General features: G+C 41.8%; 31 protein-coding genes. All 31 read left to right on the forward strand.

Features of this window, described 5'->3' with window-relative positions; genetic code table 11:
• Positions 1-32 precede the first annotated feature (32 nt).
• The 31 genes from rplN to G4407_RS00385 all read left to right on the forward strand — a co-directional run bounded on the left by rplN (position 33) and on the right by G4407_RS00385 (position 23,167).
• Complete coding sequence (rplN, locus tag G4407_RS00240) at positions 33-401, forward strand: 50S ribosomal protein L14 (RefSeq protein WP_008372541.1); 369 nt, start codon at positions 33-35, stop codon at positions 399-401.
• A 12-nt stretch (positions 402-413) separates the two neighbouring features.
• Positions 414-725 carry a 50S ribosomal protein L24 gene (gene rplX, locus G4407_RS00245; protein WP_022220190.1) on the forward strand — a complete coding sequence of 104 codons (312 nt, stop codon included), beginning with the start codon at positions 414-416 and terminating at the stop codon, positions 723-725.
• 23 nt (positions 726-748) lie between these two features.
• On the forward strand, positions 749-1,288 hold the full coding sequence (gene rplE, locus G4407_RS00250; protein WP_008372545.1) for a 50S ribosomal protein L5: 540 nt from the start codon (positions 749-751) through the stop codon (positions 1,286-1,288).
• 13 nt (positions 1,289-1,301) lie between these two features.
• Entirely contained in the window at positions 1,302-1,487 is a 186-nt protein-coding gene (locus G4407_RS00255; RefSeq protein WP_008372546.1) for a type Z 30S ribosomal protein S14, read from the forward strand.
• Positions 1,488-1,506: 19 nt separating this feature from the next.
• Complete coding sequence (gene rpsH, locus G4407_RS00260) at positions 1,507-1,908, forward strand: 30S ribosomal protein S8 (protein ID WP_008372548.1); 402 nt, start codon at positions 1,507-1,509, stop codon at positions 1,906-1,908.
• Positions 1,909-2,040: 132 nt separating this feature from the next.
• A complete protein-coding gene (rplF, locus tag G4407_RS00265; protein WP_173687305.1) occupies positions 2,041-2,583 on the forward strand; it encodes a 50S ribosomal protein L6 in 543 nt (180 codons plus the stop codon).
• 19 nt (positions 2,584-2,602) lie between these two features.
• The gene (rplR, locus tag G4407_RS00270; protein ID WP_008372552.1) at positions 2,603-2,971 is read left to right on the forward strand and encodes a 50S ribosomal protein L18; all 369 of its coding nucleotides are present in this window, start codon (positions 2,603-2,605) and stop codon (positions 2,969-2,971) included.
• 15 nt (positions 2,972-2,986) lie between these two features.
• On the forward strand, positions 2,987-3,496 hold the full coding sequence (gene rpsE / locus G4407_RS00275) for a 30S ribosomal protein S5 (protein WP_055297548.1): 510 nt from the start codon (positions 2,987-2,989) through the stop codon (positions 3,494-3,496).
• 13 nt (positions 3,497-3,509) lie between these two features.
• Positions 3,510-3,692 carry a 50S ribosomal protein L30 gene (gene rpmD, locus G4407_RS00280; protein WP_008372557.1) on the forward strand — a complete coding sequence of 61 codons (183 nt, stop codon included), beginning with the start codon at positions 3,510-3,512 and terminating at the stop codon, positions 3,690-3,692.
• A 22-nt stretch (positions 3,693-3,714) separates the two neighbouring features.
• A complete protein-coding gene (gene rplO / locus G4407_RS00285; protein ID WP_008372558.1) occupies positions 3,715-4,155 on the forward strand; it encodes a 50S ribosomal protein L15 in 441 nt (146 codons plus the stop codon).
• On the forward strand, positions 4,155-5,507 hold the full coding sequence (secY, locus tag G4407_RS00290) for a preprotein translocase subunit SecY (RefSeq protein WP_173687306.1): 1,353 nt from the start codon (positions 4,155-4,157) through the stop codon (positions 5,505-5,507). Before rplO ends, secY begins: the two co-directional genes overlap by 1 nt.
• A gap of 86 nt (positions 5,508-5,593) precedes the next feature.
• Positions 5,594-6,238, forward strand: coding sequence for an adenylate kinase (locus tag G4407_RS00295; RefSeq protein ID WP_173687307.1), 645 nt, complete (start codon positions 5,594-5,596; stop codon positions 6,236-6,238).
• Between the two features lie 3 nt (positions 6,239-6,241).
• Positions 6,242-7,006, forward strand: coding sequence for a type I methionyl aminopeptidase (gene map, locus G4407_RS00300; RefSeq protein ID WP_173687308.1), 765 nt, complete (start codon positions 6,242-6,244; stop codon positions 7,004-7,006).
• Between the two features lie 19 nt (positions 7,007-7,025).
• Positions 7,026-7,286, forward strand: a complete 261-nt coding sequence (locus G4407_RS00305; RefSeq protein ID WP_173687309.1) for a KOW domain-containing RNA-binding protein — start codon at positions 7,026-7,028, stop codon at positions 7,284-7,286.
• Positions 7,287-7,505, forward strand: coding sequence for a translation initiation factor IF-1 (gene infA, locus G4407_RS00310; RefSeq protein WP_004607275.1), 219 nt, complete (start codon positions 7,287-7,289; stop codon positions 7,503-7,505). It begins immediately after the preceding gene.
• A 119-nt stretch (positions 7,506-7,624) separates the two neighbouring features.
• The gene (rpmJ, locus tag G4407_RS00315) at positions 7,625-7,738 is read left to right on the forward strand and encodes a 50S ribosomal protein L36 (RefSeq protein WP_005339020.1); all 114 of its coding nucleotides are present in this window, start codon (positions 7,625-7,627) and stop codon (positions 7,736-7,738) included.
• Positions 7,739-8,195: 457 nt separating this feature from the next.
• The gene (gene rpsM / locus G4407_RS00320; protein ID WP_022220186.1) at positions 8,196-8,564 is read left to right on the forward strand and encodes a 30S ribosomal protein S13; all 369 of its coding nucleotides are present in this window, start codon (positions 8,196-8,198) and stop codon (positions 8,562-8,564) included.
• Between the two features lie 41 nt (positions 8,565-8,605).
• Entirely contained in the window at positions 8,606-9,001 is a 396-nt protein-coding gene (gene rpsK / locus G4407_RS00325; protein WP_008372572.1) for a 30S ribosomal protein S11, read from the forward strand.
• A gap of 26 nt (positions 9,002-9,027) precedes the next feature.
• Positions 9,028-9,621: a 30S ribosomal protein S4 gene (gene rpsD / locus G4407_RS00330; protein WP_022220185.1), complete on the forward strand. Its 594-nt coding sequence runs from the start codon at positions 9,028-9,030 to the stop codon at positions 9,619-9,621.
• 146 nt (positions 9,622-9,767) lie between these two features.
• Positions 9,768-10,727, forward strand: a complete 960-nt coding sequence (locus G4407_RS00335; RefSeq protein WP_008372575.1) for a DNA-directed RNA polymerase subunit alpha — start codon at positions 9,768-9,770, stop codon at positions 10,725-10,727.
• 147 nt (positions 10,728-10,874) lie between these two features.
• Complete coding sequence (locus G4407_RS00340) at positions 10,875-11,411, forward strand: bL17 family ribosomal protein (protein ID WP_022220184.1); 537 nt, start codon at positions 10,875-10,877, stop codon at positions 11,409-11,411.
• A 159-nt stretch (positions 11,412-11,570) separates the two neighbouring features.
• Positions 11,571-12,908, forward strand: a complete 1,338-nt coding sequence (locus G4407_RS00345; RefSeq protein WP_173687310.1) for a substrate-binding domain-containing protein — start codon at positions 11,571-11,573, stop codon at positions 12,906-12,908.
• Positions 12,909-12,923: 15 nt separating this feature from the next.
• Positions 12,924-14,015, forward strand: coding sequence for a response regulator (locus G4407_RS00350; RefSeq protein ID WP_243868729.1), 1,092 nt, complete (start codon positions 12,924-12,926; stop codon positions 14,013-14,015).
• A 9-nt stretch (positions 14,016-14,024) separates the two neighbouring features.
• Entirely contained in the window at positions 14,025-14,540 is a 516-nt protein-coding gene (locus G4407_RS16455) for a helix-turn-helix domain-containing protein (protein WP_243868730.1), read from the forward strand.
• Between the two features lie 3 nt (positions 14,541-14,543).
• The gene (locus G4407_RS00355; protein WP_243868731.1) at positions 14,544-16,031 is read left to right on the forward strand and encodes a sensor histidine kinase; all 1,488 of its coding nucleotides are present in this window, start codon (positions 14,544-14,546) and stop codon (positions 16,029-16,031) included.
• Positions 16,032-16,168: 137 nt separating this feature from the next.
• Entirely contained in the window at positions 16,169-17,266 is a 1,098-nt protein-coding gene (locus tag G4407_RS00360; RefSeq protein WP_173687311.1) for an ABC transporter substrate-binding protein, read from the forward strand.
• Positions 17,267-17,408: 142 nt separating this feature from the next.
• On the forward strand, positions 17,409-18,920 hold the full coding sequence (locus G4407_RS00365; protein WP_173687312.1) for a sugar ABC transporter ATP-binding protein: 1,512 nt from the start codon (positions 17,409-17,411) through the stop codon (positions 18,918-18,920).
• A complete protein-coding gene (locus tag G4407_RS00370) occupies positions 18,920-19,987 on the forward strand; it encodes an ABC transporter permease (RefSeq protein ID WP_173687313.1) in 1,068 nt (355 codons plus the stop codon). The genes G4407_RS00365 and G4407_RS00370 overlap by 1 nt, the downstream gene beginning before the upstream one ends.
• The gene (locus G4407_RS00375) at positions 19,987-21,012 is read left to right on the forward strand and encodes an ABC transporter permease subunit (RefSeq protein ID WP_173687314.1); all 1,026 of its coding nucleotides are present in this window, start codon (positions 19,987-19,989) and stop codon (positions 21,010-21,012) included. Before G4407_RS00370 ends, G4407_RS00375 begins: the two co-directional genes overlap by 1 nt.
• 174 nt (positions 21,013-21,186) lie before the next feature.
• Positions 21,187-21,630: a ribose 5-phosphate isomerase B gene (rpiB, locus tag G4407_RS00380; RefSeq protein WP_173687315.1), complete on the forward strand. Its 444-nt coding sequence runs from the start codon at positions 21,187-21,189 to the stop codon at positions 21,628-21,630.
• A gap of 430 nt (positions 21,631-22,060) precedes the next feature.
• Positions 22,061-23,167 (forward strand): GntR family transcriptional regulator, encoded by a 1,107-nt coding sequence (locus G4407_RS00385; protein ID WP_179963079.1) that lies wholly within the window; start codon positions 22,061-22,063, stop codon positions 23,165-23,167.
• Positions 23,168-23,216: the final 49 nt, after the last annotated feature.

Below are 23,216 nucleotides of genomic sequence, written 5' to 3' on the forward strand. Positions count from 1 at the left end.
ACTTTGATAAAAGTATAAGGAGGTTTACCTGCATGATACAGCAAGAAAGCAGATTAAAAGTAGCAGATAATACAGGTGCTAAAGAATTACTCTGTATCCGTGTATTAGGCGGTTCTACAAGAAGATATGCAGCTATCGGTGATGTAATCGTTGCTTCGGTTAAAGATGCAACACCAGGCGGCGTTGTTAAAAAAGGTGATGTCGTTAAGGCTGTAGTTGTTCGTACTGTAAACAGCACTCGTCGTAAAGATGGATCATACATCAGATTCGATGAAAACGCTGCTGTTATTATTAAAGATGACAAAAACCCAAAAGGAACTCGTATTTTTGGACCTGTAGCCAGAGAACTTCGTGAGAAACAGTTTATGAAAATTGTTTCACTGGCTCCGGAAGTACTGTAAGGAGGTTCGAGTATGTCAACAATGAAGATCAAAAAAGGCGACACCGTTAAAGTTATCGCTGGAAAAGATAAAGACAAAGAAGGCAAAGTAATCGCAGTAGATCAGAAAAACGGTACAGTCCTGGTAGAAGGCGTTAACATGAGAACAAAACATGCTAAACCAAGCGCTTCTAATCCGGAAGGTGGAATCCTTCATCAGGAAGGACCGATCGATGCATCTAACGTAATGTATGTTCACAAGGGAAAAGCTACAAGAGTAGGCTTCAAACTTGATGGAGACAAAAAAGTACGTGTTGCAAAATCAACAGGCGAAGTAATTGATTAGTTCTAGGAAGGAGGTCAAAGGCTTTGAGTAGACTTAAAGAACAGTACCAGAACGAGATCATTGACGCAATGATCAAGAAATTTGGTTATAAGAATATTATGGAAGTGCCGAAGCTCGACAAAGTTGTTATCAACATGGGCGTTGGCGAAGCAAAAGACAATGCAAAAGCATTAGACTCAGCTGTAGCTGATATGGAAAAGATCACTGGACAGAAAGCAGTTCTGACCAGAGCTAAAAATTCAGTAGCTAACTTCAAGATCCGTGAAGGAATGGCTATCGGATGCAAAGTTACTTTAAGAGGAGAAAAGATGTATGAGTTCGTTGATCGTCTCATCAACCTTGCACTGCCTCGTGTACGTGACTTCAGAGGAGTTAATCCGAACGCATTCGACGGAAGAGGTAACTACGCTCTTGGTATCAAAGAGCAGCTTATCTTCCCGGAAATCGAATATGATAAAGTAGATAAGGTTAGAGGTATGGATGTTATCTTCGTAACAACTGCTAACACAGACGAAGAAGCACGTGAATTGTTAACACAGTTCAACATGCCATTCACAAAATAAGGAGGAAATTTTCATGGCAAAGACAGCAATGAAACTGAAACAGCAGCGCAAACAGAAATTCTCTACTAGAGAATATAATCGTTGCAGAATCTGTGGACGTCCACATGCATATTTAAGAAAATATGGAATCTGCCGTGTATGCTTCCGTGAACTGGCATACAAAGGTGAAATTCCGGGCGTAAAGAAAGCAAGTTGGTAGAAAAGGAGGATAATCCACAATGACTATGAGTGATCCAATTGCAGATATGCTTACAAGAATCCGTAACGCAAACACTGCAAAACATGATACAGTAGATGTTCCGGCTTCAAAGATGAAGATTGCTATCGCTGACATTCTTGTTAACGAAGGATACATCACAAAATATGATATCGTTGAAGAAGGAAACTTCAATACAATCCGCATCACATTAAAATATGGTGCAGATAAGAACGAAAAAGTTATTTCTGGAATCAAAAAGATTTCTAAACCAGGTCTTCGTGTTTACGCTGGTAAAGACGAACTTCCGAGAGTACTTGGAGGACTTGGAACTGCAATCATCTCTACAAACCAGGGCGTGATTACAGACAAAGAAGCAAGAAAGCTCGGCGTAGGCGGAGAAGTTCTTTGCTTCGTATGGTAATAACCAGATAAAATGGAGAAAACGAATGGAATCATGTTTCCGTGATTTCATTCGATACTCAATAAATTGCAACTGAAAACAGAGCAGCCAAAAGGTGCTGTTCCGAAAATGTAAGTGTAGGAGGTAAAGGGTATGTCACGTATCGGAAGACATCCAGTAGCGATCCCGGCAGGCGTAACTGTTGAAATCGCAGAGAACAATGTAGTGACTGTAACAGGTCCTAAGGGAACTCTCGTAAGAGAACTTCCAGTTGAAATGGAAATCAAAAAAGAAGGCGAAGAAGTTATCGTAACAAGACCGAACGATCTCAAGAAGATGAAATCTCTTCATGGTCTTACAAGAACACTGATCAACAACATGGTAATCGGTGTTACTGAAGGATATGAAAAAGTTCTTGAAGTAAACGGTGTAGGTTACAGAGCTTCCAAATCTGGAAACAAATTAACATTGAATTTGGGATACTCTCACCCGGTTGAGATGGAAGATCCGGAAGGAATCGAAACTGTTCTTGACGGACAGAACAAAATCATCGTTAAGGGAATCAGTAAAGAAAAAGTTGGCCAGTACGCAGCTGAAATCAGAGATAAGAGAAGACCGGAACCTTATAAGGGCAAGGGAATCAAATATGCTGATGAAGTTATCAGACGTAAAGTTGGTAAAACTGGTAAAAAATAAGTAAGGAGAGTGTGAACAAATGGTTAGTAAGAAATCAAGAAGCGAAGTTCGTGTAAATAAACATAGAAAACTGCGTAACCGTTTCAGTGGTACAGCTGAAAGACCGCGTCTCGCTGTGTTTAGAAGTAATAATCATATGTATGCTCAGATTATTGACGATACAGTTGGAAACACTCTGGTTTCCGCTTCCACTCTTCAGAAAGATGTGAAAGCTGAACTGGAAAAAACCAACAACGTTGAAGCAGCAGCATACCTTGGAACAGTAATTGCAAAGAAAGCAATCGAGAAAGGTATCACTTCTGTTGTATTTGACAGAGGAGGATTTATCTATCACGGAAAAATCAAAGCATTAGCAGACGCAGCAAGAGAAGCTGGTTTGAATTTCTAGAAGGAGGACGGACACATGAAACAGGAACGTATTGATGCTAATCAGTTAGAACTTACCGAAAAAGTAGTATCAATCAAACGTGTTACCAAAGTTGTTAAGGGTGGTCGTAACATGAGATTCACAGCTTTAGTAGTTGTTGGCGACGGAAACGGCCATGTTGGTGCAGGTTTAGGAAAAGCAGCTGAAATTCCGGAAGCAATCCGCAAAGGAAAAGAAGATGCTATGAAGAAACTTATCAAAGTTACTTTAGATGAAAATGAAAGTATTACACATGATTATATTGGAAAATTCGGAAGTGCTTCTGTACTTCTGAAGAAAGCTCCGGAAGGTACTGGTGTTATCGCAGGTGGACCGGCTCGTGCCGTAATCGAACTTGCAGGTATCAAGAACATCCGTACAAAATCTCTCGGATCTAACAATAAACAGAACGTAGTACTTGCTACTATCGAAGGTTTAAGTCAGCTGAAAGCTCCAGAAGACGTAGCTAAACTTCGCGGTAAAACTGTAGAAGAGATCTTAGGCTAGGGAGGAGATTACAATGGCAAATTTAAAAATCACATTAGTAAAATCAACAATCGGTGCTGTTCCGAAACACAGAAGAACAGTAGAAGCATTAGGCCTTAAGAAGGTTAATAAGACAGTTGTCCTTCCGGATAACGCTGCAACCAGAGGAATGGTTCAGCAGGTAAGACATCTGGTAAAAGTAGAAGAAGAAGCATAAATCTTAGATAGGAGGTGTCACAATGGACTTATCTAATTTAAGACCGGCTGACGGATCAAAACATAGTGATAATTTCAGAAGAGGTCGTGGACACGGCTCAGGAAATGGTAAGACTGCTGGTAAGGGACACAAAGGTCAGAAAGCTCGTTCCGGAGCTCCGAGACCAGGTTTCGAAGGTGGACAGATGCCATTATACAGACGTATTCCTAAGAGAGGTTTCACTTGCAGAAACTCTAAGGAAATCGTTGGAATCAATGTCAGTGCTCTCGAAGTATTTGACAACGATGCAGTAGTTTCAGTTGAAACTCTGATTGAAGCAGGAATCGTAAAACATGCCAGAGATGGTGTTAAAATTCTTGGAAATGGAGAGTTAACCAAAAAGCTTACTGTTCAGGCAAATGCATTCAGCGCAGGTGCTGTAGAAAAGATTGAAGCTGTTGGTGGAAAAGCAGAGGTGATCTAATGCTACAAACATTCCGTAAAGCATTTCAGATTGAAGACATACGGAGAAAAATATTGTATACCCTTGCAATGTTGTTTGTAGTAAGACTCGGATCTCAGCTTCCGACACCGGGAGTTGATCCGACCTATATTCAGAATTTCTTTGCGAACCAGACCGGTGATTCGTTTAACTTCTTTAACGCTTTCACCGGTGGTTCGTTTGAGACAATGTCCATCTTTGCATTGAGTATTACCCCGTATATCACATCTTCCATTATCATCCAGCTTCTTACGATTGCAATTCCGAAACTTGAGGAAATGCAGAAAGAAGGAGAAGATGGAAGGAAGAAGCTTACCGCATTAACTCGCTATGTGACAGTTGTGCTTGCTCTGATCGAATCTACTGCTATGGCTGTCGGATTTGGACGTCAGGGACTTCTGGAAAAGTTCAATTTTGTAAATGCTGCAATTGTAGTTCTTACATTAACTGCAGGATCTGCATTCCTTATGTGGATCGGGGAACGAATTACAGAAAAAGGAGTGGGAAATGGTATTTCTATCGTCCTGCTCATTAACATTTTATCACGTATTCCAAGTGATATGACTTCACTGTATGAGAAGTTCATCAGTGGCAAAGGTCTTGCCAGTGGAGGACTTGCAGCGATCATTATCATTGCAATCATTCTCGTACTTGTAGTATTTACGGTAATACTTCAGGATGCGGAGAGACGAATTCCGGTTCAGTATTCGCAGAAAGTACAGGGAAGAAAATCAGTAGGTGGACAGTCAACGAACATTCCGCTGAAGGTTAATACCGCCGGAGTAATTCCGGTTATTTTCGCTTCATCTATTATGCAGTTCCCGGTTGTTATTGCTTCATTTATGGGCAAGGGCAACGGAAAAGGCATCGGAAGTGAAATCCTCAGAGGCTTAAGTTCAGGAAACTGGTGTAATCCGGATAAGATTTACTATTCCTGGGGACTTATAGTATATATCGTACTTACGATTTTCTTTGCATATTTCTATACGAGCATTACTTTTAACCCGTTGGAAATTGCAAATAATATGAAAAAAAGCGGTGGATTTATCCCAGGTATCAGACCAGGAAAACCTACTGTGGACTACTTAAATAAGATATTGAATTATATTATCTTTATTGGTGCATGCGGACTTGTAATTGTACAGGTAATTCCGTTTGTGTTCAATGGTGTGTTTGGAGCGAATGTATCATTCGGTGGAACTTCCCTGATCATTATCATCGGTGTTGTTCTTGAGACACTCAAACAGATTGAGTCTCAGATGCTCGTTCGTAATTACACAGGATTTTTGAATGTCAAAGGAAAATCTATGAAAAATAGTTTTCTTGGATATTAAAACAATTGTAGCCCGTTGTCTTTTAGAGTATAATCAAAGACAACGGGCTCTTTTGCCATTATGACATTTGAAGGAGGAATAGTAAAATGAAAATCATTATGTTAGGTGCTCCTGGTGCAGGAAAAGGTACACAGGCAAAAAAAATTGCCGCTAAGTACGGAATTCCTCATATTTCAACAGGAGATATTTTCCGCGCAAATATTAAGAACGGAACAGAACTTGGAAAGAAAGCGAAGACTTATATGGATCAGGGACTTCTTGTTCCGGATGAACTGGTCGTAGATCTGGTTGTAGACCGTGTGAGTCAGGATGACTGTACGAAGGGATATGTACTGGACGGTTTTCCACGTACAATTCCACAGGCTGAGGCGCTTGATAAGGCACTGGAAGCGAAGGGACAGAAGATGGACTATGCAATCGATGTAGATGTTCCGGACGAAAATATTGTAAAGCGTATGGGTGGAAGACGCGCATGCGTAGGATGTGGCGCAACTTACCATCTTGTATATGCAGCACCGAAGAAAGACGGAATCTGTGATGTCTGCGGAGGAGAACTGATCCTTCGTGATGATGACAAACCGGAGACAGTTGAAAAGAGACTGCATGTATATCATGAACAGACACAGCCGCTGATCGATTATTATACAAAAGCGGGAATTCTGAAAAGCGTTGATGGAACAGTGGATATGGAAGATGTATTCGGAGCCATTGTTTCTATATTAGGAGAGTAACAGATGCCGATTACGATTAAATCAGAAAGAGAAATTGAACTGATGACAGAAGCCGGAAGGATTCTGGGGATCGTACATAAGGAACTGGAGAAGGCATTAAAACCAGGAATGAGTACACTGGATATCGATGCATTAGGTGAAGAAGTTATTCGCAGCTATGGCTGCGAACCTTCTTTTCTGAATTACAATGGATATCCGGCGTCTATCTGTGTTTCTGTAAATGATGAAATCGTTCACGGGATCCCGTCAGCAAAGCATATCATAAAAGAAGGTGATATCGTGAGCCTGGACGCAGGAGTGATCTACAAAGGTTACCATTCTGATGCTGCGAGGACACATGCTGTCGGCGAGATCAGACCGGATCTTCAGAAACTGATCGATGTAACGCGGGAAAGCTTTTTCGAAGGAATAAAGTTCGCAAAAGAAGGCAATCATCTATATGATATATCCAGAGCGATCGGTGAGTATGCGGAAAGCTTTGGATACGGTGTTGTCAGGGAACTGTGCGGACATGGAATAGGGACCGGTCTTCATGAGTCACCGGAGATTCCGAATTTCCAGATGCGAAGAAGAGGACCGAAACTGAAAGCCGGAATGACACTGGCAATTGAGCCGATGATCAATCTCGGAACTGAGCGGATCCGCTGGATGAGTGATAACTGGACAGTGGTGACGGCAGACGGAAAAGCATCAGCACATTATGAAAATACAATTCTGATCACAAAAGACGAACCGAAGATCCTGTCGATTGCAGATGGAAATGTATAACAGAACAGAGGAACAGAAAATGGATAGATGGGAAACAGGAATGCTTGCGAAATCTCTGGCCGGTCATGATAAAGATAAGGTATATGTGATCGTCGGACTGGATGAACAGTATACATATCTTGCAGACGGGGAGAGGAAAACGCTTCAGAGTCCAAAGAAAAAGAAAAAGAAACATGTACAGCTCATTAGAGAAAAACATGAGATTTCCGAAGCGGATGATGTAAAGCTGAAACGGATATTAAAAGAATATAAGATGTCAGAAAAGAAGGAGGACAAATAAATGTCTAAAGCAGATGTAATTGAAATCGAAGGAACAGTAGTAGAAAAACTTCCGAATGCCATGTTTCAGGTAGAACTGGAAAATGGACATCAGGTACTTGCTCATATCAGCGGAAAGCTGCGTATGAACTTTATCAAAATTTTACCGGGTGACAAAGTTACTCTGGAACTGTCACCATACGATTTATCTAAAGGAAGAATTATCTGGAGAGATAAATAAAATATTACTTGACAAAACCAAAAGCCAGGTGATATAATTTTATGCGAACTGTGCGAAGGACTTTTTTTGCGCACAGGGGGAAAATGCAGACCAGGCAAGGTATGAAAGGAGGATTTGACGTGAAGGTTAGATCATCAGTAAAACCGATTTGCGAAAAATGCAAAGTTATCAAGAGAAAAGGAAGCGTCAGAATTATCTGCGAGAATCCGAAACATAAACAGCGTCAGGGATAAGCATTTCACACTTAATGAAAGCAAGCCACAGGCGAAGCTTGAATTTTAGTGTGAAAGCTGCTCCCAAGCCTTAATGACGACGAGCTCGTAAGAGCGACAGAGGAATTTAGGCGCACGGAGCGTTGACAGATTTGATTTATGTTAAACTTAATTAGGCGGCTGATAGAGGATACGCCAGGGTGTGTGTAGAGCGCTATCCACTATTTAATATACATGAACACCACGGGCAAGTGGTTTCTAGTATATTGCTTAAAAACCGGCGGTCATTAGCCGAGAGATCGGTTGCCGGAAAGGATGCGGATACCGAACCGCATCTGGGCTGGGATATCGGACGTATCTGAGGCATTGGATACATTTTGAAAAGTCCGGTAGGGCTCTTTTTGATAACGGGATGCCCGCAGCCTCATTATAGGACAATGTGAAACCAAAAAAAGAAAGAAAATGGAGGAAATCACAAATGGCTCGTATTGCAGGTGTAGATTTACCAAGAGACAAACGTGTAGAAATCGGATTGACTTATATCTATGGAATCGGAAGAACAAGTGCAACCCGTATTCTCGCAGAAGCAGGAGTTAATCCTGATACTCGCTGCAGAGATCTTACAGACGACGAAGTTAAAAAGATCAGTGCAGTGATCGATGAAACTCAGACTGTTGAAGGTGATCTTAGAAGAGAGATCGCTCTTAACATCAAGAGACTTCAGGAAATCGGATGCTATAGAGGAATCCGTCACAGAAAAGGACTTCCGGTTCGTGGTCAGAAGACAAAGACCAATGCAAGAACAAGAAAAGGTCCTAAGAGAACAGTAGCAAACAAGAAGAAATAATTTCGACAAATAATAAATAAGGAAAGTGTAGGTTAGTTTAAATGGCTAAGAAAGTTACAAAAAAAGTGACAAAAAAACGTGTCAAGAAAAACGTTGAACGCGGACAGGCACATATCCAGTCATCTTTCAATAATACAATCGTTACTTTGACAGATGCACAGGGAAATGCTTTATCATGGGCAAGTGCCGGTGGTCTTGGTTTTAGAGGTTCAAGAAAATCTACTCCATACGCAGCTCAGATGGCAGCTGAAACAGCAGCTAAAGCAGCTCTGCCGCATGGTCTTAAATCAGTAGACGTATTCGTAAAAGGACCAGGTTCAGGAAGAGAAGCAGCAATCCGTGCTCTTCAGGCATGCGGAATTGATGTAACAAGCATCAGAGACGTAACACCGGTACCACACAATGGATGCCGCCCGCCGAAGAGAAGAAGAGTCTAGTCGAATTATTATAGGAGGATACGAACATGGCAGTAAATAGAGTCCCGGTTCTTAAAAGATGCCGTTCCCTTGGAATGGATCCGGTATATCTTGGAATTGATAAAAAGTCTAACAGACAGTTAAAGAGATCCAATAGAAAAATGAGCGAGTATGGTCTTCAGTTACGTGAAAAACAGAAAGCTAAATTCATCTATGGTGTATTAGAAAAACCGTTCCTGAACTACTTCAAGAAAGCAGATCAGATGAGCGGAATGACAGGTGAAAACCTGATGGTTCTTCTTGAATCAAGACTGGATAACGTAGTATTCCGTCTTGGATTTGCAAGAACAAGACGTGAAGCAAGACAGATCGTTGATCACAAACAGGTTCTTGTTAACGGAAAACAGGTTAACATCCCTTCTTACCTCATCAAAGCTGGTGACGTAATCGAAATCAAAGAAGGCAAAAAGTCTTCACAGAGATACAAAGATATCGTAGAAGTTACAGGCGGACGTCTTGTTCCGGAATGGCTTGAATCAGATATCGAAAACCTGAAAGGAACAGTTAAAGAACTTCCTACTCGTGAAGCAATCGATGTTCCAGTTGACGAAATGATGATCGTCGAGTTATATTCTAAATAGAACGCATTTATATAAAATGCAATACTTAACGGACCTGATTTCTGGGTTCGTTAAGGTTCTGTTAGGAAATATCCTGTTTTTTATCGAAAACAGGACAAAAACTGACACCCTCAACATACAAAAACCCATAAGGAGGGACTAAAATAGTGTTTGATTTTAATAAACCTAATATTGAAATTGCAGAGATTTCAGATGATAAGAAGTATGGCAGATTTGTTGTAGAACCACTCGAAAGAGGATATGGTACAACACTTGGAAACTCTCTGAGAAGAATTATGCTTTCTTCTCTGCCGGGAGCTGCAATCAGCCAGATTAAAATCGACGGAGTATTGCATGAGTTCAGTTCTATTCCGGGCGTAAAGGAAGACGTAACTGAAATTATCATGAACTTAAAAACACTCGCAATTAAGAATTCTTCCGAGACAGATGAGCCGAAGACAGCTTACATCGAATTTGAGGGAGAGGGCGTAGTTACAGCTGCTGATATTCAGGCAGATTCTGATATTGAAATCATGAATCCGGAAACTGTAATCGCTACACTTAACGGTGGTGCAGACAGCAAGCTTTATATGGAACTGACTATCACAAAGGGAAGAGGATATGTAGGTTCTGATAAGAATAAGACAGAAGATATGCCGATTGGTGTGATTCCGATCGACTCTATCTATACACCGGTTGAGCGTGTAAATCTTACAGTTCAGAATACTCGTGTCGGACAGATTACCGATTATGATAAACTCACACTTGATGTTTATACAAATGGTACTCTTGCACCGGATGAAGCAGTCAGCCTTGCTGCAAAAGTATTAAATGAACATCTCAAGCTCTTTATTGATCTTTCTGAAGTTGCTCAGTCAGCGGAAGTTATGATTGAAAAGGAAGACGATGAAAAAGAAAAAGTTCTTGAAATGAGTATTGATGAACTTGAACTTTCTGTTCGTTCATACAACTGTCTGAAGAGAGCAGGAATCAATACTGTAGAAGAACTTACAAACAGAACATCAGAAGATATGATGAAAGTTCGTAACCTTGGACGTAAATCTCTTGAAGAAGTTCTTGCTAAATTAAAAGAACTTGGTCTTGAACTCAGCCAGGGAGACGAATAAGAAGTTCCCGTTTCGCATGTGAATACAGGCAGAAACACTGACACACGATCTGGCTAGTAAGCCCGATGAAAGCATAACCAGATGGCATATCCGCAGTAAGACCGAAGGTGCATGCCGGTATGTCCCGAATAATGGAGGATTAAAAAAATGGCAAAGTATAGAAAACTTGGAAGAACAGCAAGTCAGAGAAAAGCATTACTGAGAAATCAGGTAACAATGCTTCTTCAGCACGGAAAAATCAGAACAACAGAAGCTAAAGCTAAAGAAATCCGTAAGATCGCAGAAGGTCTTATCGCTTCAGCTGTAAAAGAAAAAGATAACTTCGAAGAAGTTACAATCAAAGCTAAAGTTGCTAAGAAAGATGCAGAAGGCAAGAGAGTTAAAGAAGTAGTAGATGGTAAGAAAGTTACTGTATACGAAGAAGTTGAAAAGACAATCAAAAAAGACAATCCGTCAAGACTTCATGCAAGACGTCAGATGCTGAAAGTACTTTACCCTGTAACAGAAGTTCCGACTGCTGCAGCTGGAAAGAAGAAAAATACAAAAGAAGTTGATCTGGTAGACAAACTGTTTACAGAGATCGCTCCTAAGTATGCAGACCGCAACGGCGGATACACAAGAATCATCAAAATTGGACAGCGTAAAGGTGACGCTGCAATGGAAGTTATTCTTGAGCTTGTATAATCAAATGAGATCGAAAGCCACAGGCATTTATGCCTGTGGCTTTTTGTGTATATAGTGAGCCGGCCTGCTCGATTTCTACCTTTCTTTCTGATAAAAGTCAGTGTATAATAGAAAACATCTGAAAAGAATGTCCTTTAGCAGACGTGAAGGAGGAACGACATGGGACGTGTAGGACGATTTATTTTAAAGGTTGCGGCAGTATTGATATTGATTGTATCGGCGGGTACATTTGCACTTTCTTTGTTTACAGGAGAGACCAGAAATGGGGATAATCTGCAAAGCGAGTTTGATTATCTGATCACAGTGGGAATTTCACAGAGTGGAGAAGAAAGCTCATGGAAGGATGCAAATACAGCGTCTTTTATGGATACATTTGTCAAATCAAACGGCTATGAAGCGGTGTATGCAGATGCAGGTAGCGATCAGGAAAAACAGATTGAAGATGTGGAAGGATTTATAAAACAGGGCGTGGACTATATCATTCTGAATCCGATTTCAGAAATTGGCTGGGATGATGTGTTGGAAGATGCGAAAAAGGCACATATTCCTGTAATCCTTGTAAATAATGGTATTGATACGGATGACAGCAGCCTTTATTCGTGCATGCTTGGAAGTGATTACGGTAAACAGATGAAAAAGGCAGGAAAATGGCTGGATGAATATCTGAAAGAAGAGGACGAGAAAAAGGCAGAGGAAGAAAAGGCGGCTGCTGATGCACAGAGAGAAGCAGAACAGACGGAAAGTGAAGCGGTAGAGGATTCGGCGGAGGATTCTCAGAAAATGGATAGTAAGGCGTCAGATAGTTCCAAAGCGACAGATAGCAAAACATCAGTGGATGGTTCTAAAACAACCGATAGCAGTTCAAATATATCGGGCAACACCAGGACTGAGTCATCAGACAGCAGTACATCTATTCTGAATAAGATTATAAAAGGTAGTTCGTCAGCGAAAGACCAGACGGATTCGACAGAGGAGGAGCAGACAGAAGAAGACATTACCATCAAGATTGCCGCGATTCAGGAATCCATCGGCTCGGAAGAGCAGCTGACGAGAGCACAGGGATATCAGACTATGCTGGAGAAGTATTCGGACTGGGAGATGGTGGCACAGCAGACCGGTGACAATTCCAGAGAAGAGGCACAGAAAGTCATGAAACTGTTTCTTGAGCAGGAACCGGATTTACGGGTAGTGTTTGCAGAGAGTGACGAGATGGCACTGGGAGCCATCGATGCGATCGAGGAATCCGGAAAGACCTGCGGAGAGGATGGAGATATTATTGTGATTTCATTTGGGGGAAGCAAAGCAGGGATCGAAGCTGTAAAAGAAGGTAAATTGAATGTAACCTTTGAATGCAATCCAAACCAGGGACCGAAAGCGGCAGAACTGATCCAGAGACTGGAATCCGATATTTCCATTGATAAGGAACAGTACGTGGAAGAAACATATTTCGATACAACTATGGATTTGGATGAAATTATAGACAACAGAACATATTAAAGGCAGGAAAGAGAAATGATAAAAGTATTTTTGGTTGAGGATGAAATTATTATCAGAAACGGGATTAAGAACAGTATTGACTGGGAAATGCATGGATATGACTTTGTCGGAGAGGCAAGTGATGGAGAACTTGCGTTACCGATGATTCTTGAAAAGAAACCAGACATCCTGATCACGGATATTAAGATGCCTTTTATGGATGGACTGGAACTCAGTGAGCAGGTAAAAAAAGCACTTCCGGCTACGAAAATTATGATTCTGAGTGGATACAATGAGTTTGATTATGCAAAGATGGCAATCAAGATCGGTGTAACCGATTACCTTCTCAAGCCAATTTCTTCAGAAAAATTGTTGGAGGCAGTTAACAAAGTAGCAGAAGAAATTCGGAAAGAGCAAAGTGAAAAAGAGCAGATGAATCAATATGCCCGTGAAATGCAGGAAAACAAAGAAAGAGAAAAGTTTCAGTTTTTCAATCAGGTGTTTGCAGGAAGTATGCCATTTGGAGAATGCCTGGAGCAGGGAAAGCAGCTGGGAATTGAAATAAGTGCAGAGGGATATTGTGTGATTCTCTTTAAGATCATTATGATCGATCATCCGATGGATTATAACGAGGATATTGTAAGTGCAACTGAAGATATAGAAAATCTGAGTGAGCAGACAGAAAAGCTCCTGTGGTTCCGGAGAGGTGTAGAAGGATGGGGATTTATTGCACAGGGAGCTGTTGGGGAAGAACTGACTGCAAGAGCTCAGACGTTTAGGGGAGATCTTGAAAAAGTTCTGGAAAAATATAAAAATCTGGGATATTTTGGAGGAATTGGAAGTCAGGTGGGGCGGTTCAGTGAGATTAAAAAATCCTACAATGATGCAAACAGAGCCTTTGCAGAGCGTTTTTCAAGAAGCTTGAGCCAGTTTGTGAGTTATTCAGAGGTTCATCAGGTGGGGGTTCAGAATGACGTTGAGATGCACAGACTCGGAACCATGGCGGAGAACCGGAAAATGCTGGAGCGTTTCCTGAAGACAGGAACAGAAAATGAAGTAAATAGTTTTATGGATGCATATTTTGATGCAGTTGGTGAACAGAACCTGCAGTCGATGATGCTGAGATAGTATATTGTAATGGATACCTTTATCAGCGTCCAAAGTCTGGGAGACAGTCTGAACATTGAAAAAGAAGATATTGAAAGGGAGCTTGGCGATGTACGGGAGGTATCGCAGTATGTGCAGGAACTGGGGGCAACGAGAAAGTATCTGGAAAATATAGTCAGACGAATGATCCGGTTAAGAGAGCAGGCATCGGGCAGACGCTATTCAGAAATTATCGAAAAAGCGAGAGATTATATCGGACAGAATTATATGTCAGAGAATATTTCACTGAACCTGGTGGCTGCGAGTGTCAACATCAGTCCGAGCTATTTCAGCTCTTTGTTTAGTCAGGAGGTTGGCTCAACCTTTGTAGAATATCTGACGGGCGTCCGTATGGAAAAAGCAAAAGAGCTTCTGATGTGTTCGGATAAGAGGACATCGGACATCGGATATGAGGTGGGATACAAGGATTCCCATTATTTCAGCTACATATTCAAAAAGACACAGGGATGTTCGCCGAAGGAATTCCGTTCAAGAGGAAGGGGATAGAATATGAAGGTGAAATATAAGAACTGGTCGATCAATAAGAAACTGCTTTCCATTTCGCTGTCAGCATTTCTGCCGATGGTAATTCTGGCCGCCTATCTGATCGTGTCTTTAAATAATGCGGCATCAGCCTATTCTGAGATTACAAAAAGTGTTGCCTATGCCAACCGTTATGTGAAAGACTTTAAAAGCCGGCTGGATTACAGCGTGTATCTTGCTGTGGTAAGTAATATGCAGCTTAAGGAGGTCGGAGATGGAGTTACGACGGTAAACGGAGTAGTGACGGTGAATCCATACGACTATATTACGGAGATGGAAGAGGCGTGTGATAAGATGACGCAAAATGCGACGGTTCCGCTCAACCAGTCACAGGCGGGACGTATTAAAAATTCACTGTCTTCACTCCGTTTTTGCGTACAGGATCTGGATAAACAGATTAAAGAACGGACTCCTTATGATGAGAGAATGGAATATTTTAACAGTAATGTCAAAGATCTGACGACACTGGTACAGACCGGAATCCAGGACTATGTCTATCTGGAAACTTCCAATTTTGTGACTGTACAGACAGAGCTGAACCGGAATAACCGTAATTCAACGATGCTGGCGATCGGGGTGGCGATCGTTGCAATGAGCATTTCTCTGTTGTTAAGCGGACGGGCTTCCAGAAGTGTGACCAGACCGATCCATGATTTGTGTAATCTGACTGAAAAGGTCGCCGGTGGAGATTTCTCTGTAAAAACACATGTTGAAGCAGGTGATGAGATTGCAGTACTCACACGAAGCTTTAATGATATGACGGAAGAGATCGGAATTCTGGTAGATGATATCCGGAAGAAACAGGAGAATCTCAGAATCATTGAGAATCGGCTTCTGCAGGAGCAGATCAATCCACATTTTCTTTATAACACGCTTGATGCAATTGTATGGCTTGCTGAAGAAAACAAAAGCGCAGAGGTCGTAAAAATGGTAACTTCCCTTTCCGATTTCTTCCGCACAACTTTGAGCAAAGGACATGATTACATTACTGTGAAGGAAGAGAGAACCCATATCGAGAGTTATCTGGAGATCCAGCAGTTCCGGTATCAGGATATTCTGGATTATGAGATCCGGATGAATGAGGAGATCTATGGTTATATCATACCGAAACTGACACTTCAGCCCCTGGTTGAAAATGCACTTTATCATGGAATTAAGAATAAGCGTGGAAAAGGGAAAATCCTGATCACCGGGGAAAAACAGGGGGATAAGATCATTTTCCAGGTTGTTGATAATGGAAAAGGAATGACGGAAGAGGAGCTGAACAATCTCCGGAAAAAGATGGCAGGAACAGATACAGGAAATGAGGAAAAGGGCTTTGGTGTGTCAAATGTCAATCAGAGAATCAAGTATTATTACGGGGATGAATACGGAGTGTTCTTTGAAAGTAAGGAAAATGAAGGTACGAATGCAACGATCATTATAGCAGCGAAAAATATTCAACCTCCATCATAAAAAATCCTACTTTTTTGCTGAAAAGTGGAAGATTTTTAACAAATAAAGGAAAAATGTCCGTTTAAAAATTATATATTTTTTATTATTATAAGTACATCAAGAGGTTGAGGAAACCCAATAAAGGAGGAACATGTAAAATGAAAAAAAGAAAAGTGTTAGCAGTATTGTTATGTGCAGCGATGACAGCAGCTTTAGCAGTTGGATGCGGTGGAAGTAAAGGATCTGACAGCAGCGACAAGAGCAGTGATTCATCAAGCTCATCCGATGATGTGATCACAGTAGGTTTTTCACAGGTAGGTGCAGAATCTGACTGGCGTACAGCAAACTCTCAGTCAATGAAAGACACATTCAGCAAAGAAAACGGATATGACCTGATCTTTGATGATGCTCAGCAGAAACAGGAGAACCAGATCACAGCAATCCGTAACTTCATCCAGCAGGAGGTTGATTACATCCTTCTTGCACCTGTTACAGAGACAGGATGGGATACAGTTCTTCAGGAAGCAAAAGATGCAGACATCCCGGTAATCATCGTTGACCGTATGGTTGATGTATCTGATGACAGCCTTTACACAACATGGATCGGAACCGATGCTCTTTGCGAAGGCCGTAAAGCAGCTGAATGGCTGAACGGATTTGCAGAAGCAAAAGGAATCGCAGCATCTGATATCCATATCGCTGATATCCAGGGAACAATCGGCTCTACAGCTCAGATCGGACGTACAAAAGGTCTTGAAGAAGGCGTTGAAAAATACGGATGGGATCTTGTAGCTCAGCAGACAGGTGAATTTACACAGGCTAAAGGTCAGGAAGTTATGGAGTCTATGCTGAAACAGTATGACAACATCAACGTAGTATACTGCGAGAATGATAACGAAGCATTCGGAGCAATCGACGCAATTGAAGCAGCTGGTAAGACAGTTGGATCTGATATCGCTAACGGCGAAATCATGGTAATTTCTTTCGATACAACACATGCAGGACTTCAGGATGTTCTTGACGGAAAGATCGAATGTGACGTTGAGTGTAACCCACTTCACGGACCACGTGCTGAAGAACTTATCAAAAAACTTGAAGCTGGCGAAGACGTTGAAAAACTGAACTATGTAGATGAAGAAATCTTTGCTAAAGATGATACAGTTAAATCTGTAAAAGCTACAAACAGCTTAGACGAAGAAAAAGATTTTGACGTAACACCACTTACACAGGATATTCTTGACGGACGTGCATACTAAGATGCACTAGGAGAGTCGGATACATCATCTGACAGACACATAAGGGTGAACTAATAGAGAGGCGTGGTAGATAATAATCGGAATGTGCCGGGTATTTATACTACGCCCTCTTTATTGAAAAAAGGAAAGCAGGTGGAAGAGTATGGAGGGTAATGTTGTACTTACAATGCGGGATATTTCCAAGACATTTCCCGGTGTAAAAGCATTGCAGCATGTTGATTTTACACTTCGCAAGGGCGAGATTCACGCTCTGATGGGTGAGAACGGTGCAGGAAAATCTACACTGATCAAAGTTCTTACCGGTGTACATGAATTTGAAAATGGCGAGATCCGTCTGGATGGAAAAGACGGTCCGATTATCAATAGATCACCACAGGACGCACAGAATAATGGTATCAGTACTGTATATCAGGAAGTTAACCTTTGTCCGAACCTGACGGTGGCAGAAAATCTGTTTATTGGACGCGAACCAAGAAAAGCAGGATTTATTGACTGGCGTACAATGAACAAGCGTGCAACAGAATTGCTTGAAAGTTTTGAAATCGATGCTTCAGCAACACAGAAGCTGGAAGAGGTTTCTCTGGCAAGACAGCAGATGATCGCAATCGCACGTGCAGTTGATATGAAATGTAAGGTTCTGATCCTTGATGAACCAACTTCATCTCTGGATGATGATGAGGTTGCAAAGCTGTTCAAACTGATGAACAGACTGAAAGGAGAAGGCGTAGGTATTATTTTCGTAACCCACTTCCTGGAGCAGGTATATGAAGTCTGCGACAGGATCACTGTTTTGCGAAATGGTGAACTGGTTGGAGAATATGAAGTCAAAGATCTGCCAAGAGTTATGCTCGTAGCCAAGATGATGGGTAAAGACTTTGACGATCTTGCAGATATCAAAGGTGATCATGCAGAACTCAAAGAGTTTATCCCGGTTATCGAAGCTGAGGAACTTGGTCATAAAGGAACGATCAAACCGTTCGATATGACGATCAATAAAGGTGAGGTTGTCGGATTTACAGGACTTCTTGGATCCGGACGTTCTGAACTTGTCCGTGCAATTTACGGAGCAGACAAAGCAGATTCCGGTAAATTGAAAGTAAATGGAAAAGAAGTAAAGATCCATGCTCCAATCGATGCAATGAAGCTTGGTATGGCATATCTTCCGGAGGACAGAAAGAAAGATGGTATCATTGCAGACCTGTCTGTGCGTGAAAACATCATTATCGCTCTTCAGGCGAAAAAAGGTATGTTCCATCCAATGAGCAGAAAAGAGATGGATGAAGCAGCAGATAAATACATCAAGATGCTTCAGATTAAGACAGCAAGCCGTGAGACTCCGATCAAGAGTCTGTCAGGTGGTAACCAGCAGAAGGTTATCATCGGTAGATGGCTTCTTACCAATCCGGATTTCCTGATCCTGGACGAACCTACAAGAGGTATTGATATCGGAACCAAGACAGAGATCCAGAAGCTGGTACTTGATCTTGCAGATCAGGGAATGTCAGTTGCATTTATTTCTTCTGAAGTAGAAGAAATGCTCCGTACCTGCTCACGTATGGCAGTCATGCGAGACGGCAGGAAGGTTGGAGAAATTTCCGGTGATGAATTATCACAGGAAGGCATCATGAAAGCAATCGCAGGAGGTGAAGAGTAATGAGCACAAATAAATCAGGATGGAAAAAGCTTACCTCTATGAGACTTTTCATGCCACTGGTATGTCTGCTTGCAATCATTATCGTAGCAACAATTACAATTCCGGGATTCTTAAGTATATCTCTTAAAAATGGAGTTCCATACGGATATCCGGTCGATGTTATCAACCGTGCGTCCGAGCTGGTTATCCTGGCTGTTGGTATGACGCTTGTTACAGCAGCTTCCGGTGGACAGGATATCAGTGTCGGAGCTGTTATGGCAGTTGCCGCAGCTGTATGCTGCCAGATTCTTTCCGGTGGAGAAGTATCTGTAAACTCTCTGTCAGCACCGATCATCGTTGCATTTCTTGCAGCACTGGTTGCTTCAGGAATCTGCGGTGCATTTAACGGATTGCTGGTTGCGAAGCTGAACATTCAGCCGATGGTCGCAACATTGATCCTTTACACAGCAGGACGTGGTATTGCACAGCTGATCACAGACGGACAGATTACATATATCCGTGTAAAATCTTATCAGGTATTCGGAAGCTATGCCGGAAAATTCCCGATTCCGATGCCGGTTGTAATTGCGATTATCGTAGTTATCATTGCATATGCAATTTTGAAAAAGACAGCTCTTGGACTTTACATCGAGAGTGTTGGTATTAACGGAACCGCATCCAGACTGGTCGGACTGAACTCAACCATGATCAAATTCCTTACTTACCTGATCTGTGGTGTACTTGCAGGTGTTGCAGGATTTGTGGCTTCCAGCCGTATCTATTCTGCAGACGCCAACAACATTGGTCTGAACCTTGAAATGGATGCCATCCTTGCAGTTGCCCTCGGTGGAAACGCCCTTGGTGGTGGTAAGTTCAGCCTGATGGGATCTGTAATCGGAGCTTATACAATCCAGGCACTTACAACAGTTCTTTACGGACTGAATGTATCAGCCGATCAGCTTCCAGTCTACAAGGCAATCGTTGTTGTAGTCATCGTTGTCCTTCAGAGCCCGGTATTCAAGAAATTTATTGCAGTACAGAAAGAAAAAAGAACATCAAAGGCTGCAGTGAAAGGAGGAGCTAACTAATGAAAGCAAAAGTATCCGGAACAAAAAAGAAAATTAACGGAACGACATTCCTCCTTATGATCACAATTTTACTGTTTGTTGTAATGTATGCAGCAGGTATGATCGTGTTCAACGATAAAGGTTTTGCGAAACCGCAGATGTTCCTGAACCTGTTCATTTCCAATGCAGGTCTTCTGGTCATTGCAATGGGTGAAACAATTGTTATGATCACAGCCGGAATCGATATCTCAGTTGGTTCCGTTACAGCACTTGTATGTATGGTTGCTGCAAACCAGATGGAAAATCACGGCGCAAGCGCTTATACAGCACTTCTTATGGCGCTGGTGATCGGACTTCTCTTTGGTCTGATTCAGGGATTCCTGGTATCTTATCTGGAGATCCAGCCATTCATCGTAACACTGGCAGGTATGTTCTTTGGACGTGGTATGACATCGATCATCAGTACAGATATGATTTCTATCAAAAATGCAACTTTCATGGCATGGGCTAAATACAAAATTTACATGCCGTTTGGTTCTTACAGTAAGAGAGGAAAATTCCTCCCGGCATATATTTACCCGACGGTTATCATCGCAATCATCGTTCTGATCGTGATCATGATCATTATGAAGTATACAAAATTCGGACGTTCTGTATATGCGATCGGTGGAAATGAACAGAGTGCACTTATGATGGGACTGAATGTTAAGAAAACAAAAATGTGTGCATACCTTCTGGACGGCTTCCTTGCAGGACTTGGTGGATTCCTCTTCTGTATGAACAGCTGTGCCGGATTCGTAGAGCAGGCAAAAGGTCTTGAGATGGATGCGATTTCATCCGCCGTTATCGGTGGTACACTGCTTAGTGGTGGTGTCGGAACTCCATTCGGAACCCTGTTCGGTGTATTGATCAAAGGAACGATTTCCAGCCTGATCACAACACAGGGAACACTTTCAAGCTGGTGGGTACGAATCGTACTTTCCGCACTCCTCTGCTTCTTCATCGTTCTGCAGTCTGTATTTGCAAGCCTGAAGAAGAAAAACTAAAGAAAGAACAGTACTTTAAACATTACAGGCGAAAAGAGAAAACGACGGGTATTGACGGAAACTTTTTAATTGCCTATAATAAAAAAGTAGGATTTAAACACCGGATGTTCATATCGTACATCCGGTGTTCTTTTTGTAAGTATTGAGTATAAAGTGGAAGGAGAAAGATAAGATATGAAAATTGGGATTGCGAATGACCATTCTGCAGTGGATATGAAAAAGCAGGTGGTAGAGTATCTTGTGGAAAAAGGATACGAAGTTGTCAATTACGGAACAGATTCTTATGAGAGCTGTCCTTATCCGAAATATGGAGAAAAGATTGGAAAAGCAGTTGCAGACGGAGAAGTGGATCTCGGAGTTGCAATCTGTGGTACCGGTCTTGGAATTTCAATGGCAGCCAATAAGGTTCACGGTGTTCGCGCAGCGGTATGTTCTGAACCATATACGGCAAAGATGGCAAGAGAACATAACAATGCAAATGTGATTGCGTTTGGTGCAAGAGTAATTGGAATCGAGATGGCAAAGATGATCCTTGATACATTTCTTGGTGCAGAGTTCCTTGGGGGACGTCACCAGGATCGTGTAGATATGATTATGGCGATCGAAGATAATCAGTAGAGTGGATGAAAAACAAAAAGAGCGGATAAAGGCAATGAAAAAGCTTTTATCTGCTCTTTTTGTGTATACGGTGAGCCAAGTGCAGATTTGTGGCTGCACAAGGTTCTGTATCTGGTGAAGGGAAGGTGTTACAGGAGTGCAGGAACCGGAAAAAGCTTGTTATACTTGTTTTGGTGGTGTCAAAAAACAATTCCATATTACTTAATGTTTTATAAGAAGTGTACAAAAGGTACAAAAAGAAGAATACAAGTTGGAACGGCAATAAAATGCAAATATGTATTCAAGTTGTACGCATATGATAAATACAACTTAGCAAAAACATACAAAAGTTGTACGATAATTTGTAACATATTACGGGTTGAAAATCAGGTGTTTTTTAAGGTATATTAGAGATAACGAGAGCAGGGGATTTGTACGTAAATCAGGGGGGATGAAGAAAAAAGTGAAAGAAACATCAGCAAAGTATGAAGGAATTGTAAGATGGATCCGAGAACAGATTGAAGCGGAAGAACTGCAGCCGGGAGAGCGGATAGAGTCGGAATACCAGCTTTGTGACCGTTTTGGGGTAAGTCGTCAGACCGTCCGACATGCGATCGCTGTTCTGGAAAAAGAAGGTATGATCGAGAAACGCCGTGGAAGTGGGACTTATATAAAGGAAAGTGGCATCATCGGGGTGAGACGAAAAAAGACGATGCAGATCGCAGTGATGACAACTTTTGTTCAGGAATACATTTTTTCTGGTATTATTCAGGAAATCGAGAACAAGATGTCAAGCGCCGGATATGGAATCCAGATTTCCATCACCAACAATTCTGTAGAAAAAGAACGTTTTATATTGAAAAGCATTCTGGATAAGAAAAGAGTGGATGGAATTATAGCGGAACCGACAAAGAGTGGTCTTCCTAATCCAAATCTTGATCTGTACAGGCATATCATGGAGCAGGGAATCCCGGTAATCTTTATCAACAGCTATTATCCGGAACTGAAAGCGCCGCATGTAAGTCTTGATGACAAGATGGCAGGAAAGATGGCGACGGAATATCTGATCCAGTGCGGACACCGTGAGATCGCAGCGATTTTCAAGGCAGATGACGGGCAGGGACACAGAAGGTATGCCGGTTATATCGAAGCTTTGATGGAAGCAGATATCAGGATCAAAGATGAACGGGTTGTCTGGATTGATACCGAAGATGTGCGCAATCGCAATATGCGTGAGGAAAGCAGCTGGATCTTAAGAAGGATCCAGGGATGTACGGCATGTGTATGCTACAACGATGAGGTCGCGAGCAGTCTTGCAGCGACATGTCTGGAACAGAAGATCAAAGTGCCGGACAAGATGTCGATCATTGGAATCGATGATTCTGATCTGGCAAATTATTGCGAAGTACCGCTTGCTTCTGTGAAAAATCCGATCCGGGAGCTTGCGAAGAAGGCAGCAGAAGAGATCCTTGATCTTATGCAGGAGAAAGAAGTGCCGGACAGTGTGGAACTGAAACCGGAGATTATCAACCGGAGTTCTGTAAAAATTATCAAATAAAAATATTTATCAAATCAAATATATTTTATGAAAGGAAAGGTAAAGAAAA

It is taken from the genome of Allocoprococcus comes (assembly GCF_013300725.1).
Classification (GTDB): Bacteria; Bacillota; Clostridia; order Lachnospirales; family Lachnospiraceae; genus Allocoprococcus; species Allocoprococcus comes_A.

Coding starts and splice junctions, on each gene's coding strand:
- rplN (WP_008372541.1), top strand. CDS start 33: ATGATACAGCAAGAAAGCAGATTAAAAGTAGCAGATAATACAGGTGCT.
- rplX (WP_022220190.1), top strand. CDS start 414: ATGTCAACAATGAAGATCAAAAAAGGCGACACCGTTAAAGTTATCGCT.
- G4407_RS00255 (WP_008372546.1), top strand. CDS start 1,302: ATGGCAAAGACAGCAATGAAACTGAAACAGCAGCGCAAACAGAAATTC.
- rpsH (WP_008372548.1), top strand. CDS start 1,507: ATGACTATGAGTGATCCAATTGCAGATATGCTTACAAGAATCCGTAAC.
- rplF (WP_173687305.1), top strand. CDS start 2,041: ATGTCACGTATCGGAAGACATCCAGTAGCGATCCCGGCAGGCGTAACT.
- rplR (WP_008372552.1), top strand. CDS start 2,603: ATGGTTAGTAAGAAATCAAGAAGCGAAGTTCGTGTAAATAAACATAGA.
- rpsE (WP_055297548.1), top strand. CDS start 2,987: ATGAAACAGGAACGTATTGATGCTAATCAGTTAGAACTTACCGAAAAA.
- rpmD (WP_008372557.1), top strand. CDS start 3,510: ATGGCAAATTTAAAAATCACATTAGTAAAATCAACAATCGGTGCTGTT.
- rplO (WP_008372558.1), top strand. CDS start 3,715: ATGGACTTATCTAATTTAAGACCGGCTGACGGATCAAAACATAGTGAT.
- secY (WP_173687306.1), top strand. CDS start 4,155: ATGCTACAAACATTCCGTAAAGCATTTCAGATTGAAGACATACGGAGA.
- G4407_RS00295 (WP_173687307.1), top strand. CDS start 5,594: ATGAAAATCATTATGTTAGGTGCTCCTGGTGCAGGAAAAGGTACACAG.
- map (WP_173687308.1), top strand. CDS start 6,242: ATGCCGATTACGATTAAATCAGAAAGAGAAATTGAACTGATGACAGAA.
- G4407_RS00305 (WP_173687309.1), top strand. CDS start 7,026: ATGGATAGATGGGAAACAGGAATGCTTGCGAAATCTCTGGCCGGTCAT.
- infA (WP_004607275.1), top strand. CDS start 7,287: ATGTCTAAAGCAGATGTAATTGAAATCGAAGGAACAGTAGTAGAAAAA.
- rpsM (WP_022220186.1), top strand. CDS start 8,196: ATGGCTCGTATTGCAGGTGTAGATTTACCAAGAGACAAACGTGTAGAA.
- rpsK (WP_008372572.1), top strand. CDS start 8,606: ATGGCTAAGAAAGTTACAAAAAAAGTGACAAAAAAACGTGTCAAGAAA.
- rpsD (WP_022220185.1), top strand. CDS start 9,028: ATGGCAGTAAATAGAGTCCCGGTTCTTAAAAGATGCCGTTCCCTTGGA.
- G4407_RS00340 (WP_022220184.1), top strand. CDS start 10,875: ATGGCAAAGTATAGAAAACTTGGAAGAACAGCAAGTCAGAGAAAAGCA.
- G4407_RS00345 (WP_173687310.1), top strand. CDS start 11,571: ATGGGACGTGTAGGACGATTTATTTTAAAGGTTGCGGCAGTATTGATA.
- G4407_RS00350 (WP_243868729.1), top strand. CDS start 12,924: ATGATAAAAGTATTTTTGGTTGAGGATGAAATTATTATCAGAAACGGG.
- G4407_RS16455 (WP_243868730.1), top strand. CDS start 14,025: ATGGATACCTTTATCAGCGTCCAAAGTCTGGGAGACAGTCTGAACATT.
- G4407_RS00355 (WP_243868731.1), top strand. CDS start 14,544: ATGAAGGTGAAATATAAGAACTGGTCGATCAATAAGAAACTGCTTTCC.
- G4407_RS00360 (WP_173687311.1), top strand. CDS start 16,169: ATGAAAAAAAGAAAAGTGTTAGCAGTATTGTTATGTGCAGCGATGACA.
- G4407_RS00365 (WP_173687312.1), top strand. CDS start 17,409: ATGGAGGGTAATGTTGTACTTACAATGCGGGATATTTCCAAGACATTT.
- G4407_RS00370 (WP_173687313.1), top strand. CDS start 18,920: ATGAGCACAAATAAATCAGGATGGAAAAAGCTTACCTCTATGAGACTT.
- G4407_RS00375 (WP_173687314.1), top strand. CDS start 19,987: ATGAAAGCAAAAGTATCCGGAACAAAAAAGAAAATTAACGGAACGACA.
- rpiB (WP_173687315.1), top strand. CDS start 21,187: ATGAAAATTGGGATTGCGAATGACCATTCTGCAGTGGATATGAAAAAG.
- G4407_RS00385 (WP_179963079.1), top strand. CDS start 22,061: ATGAAGAAAAAAGTGAAAGAAACATCAGCAAAGTATGAAGGAATTGTA.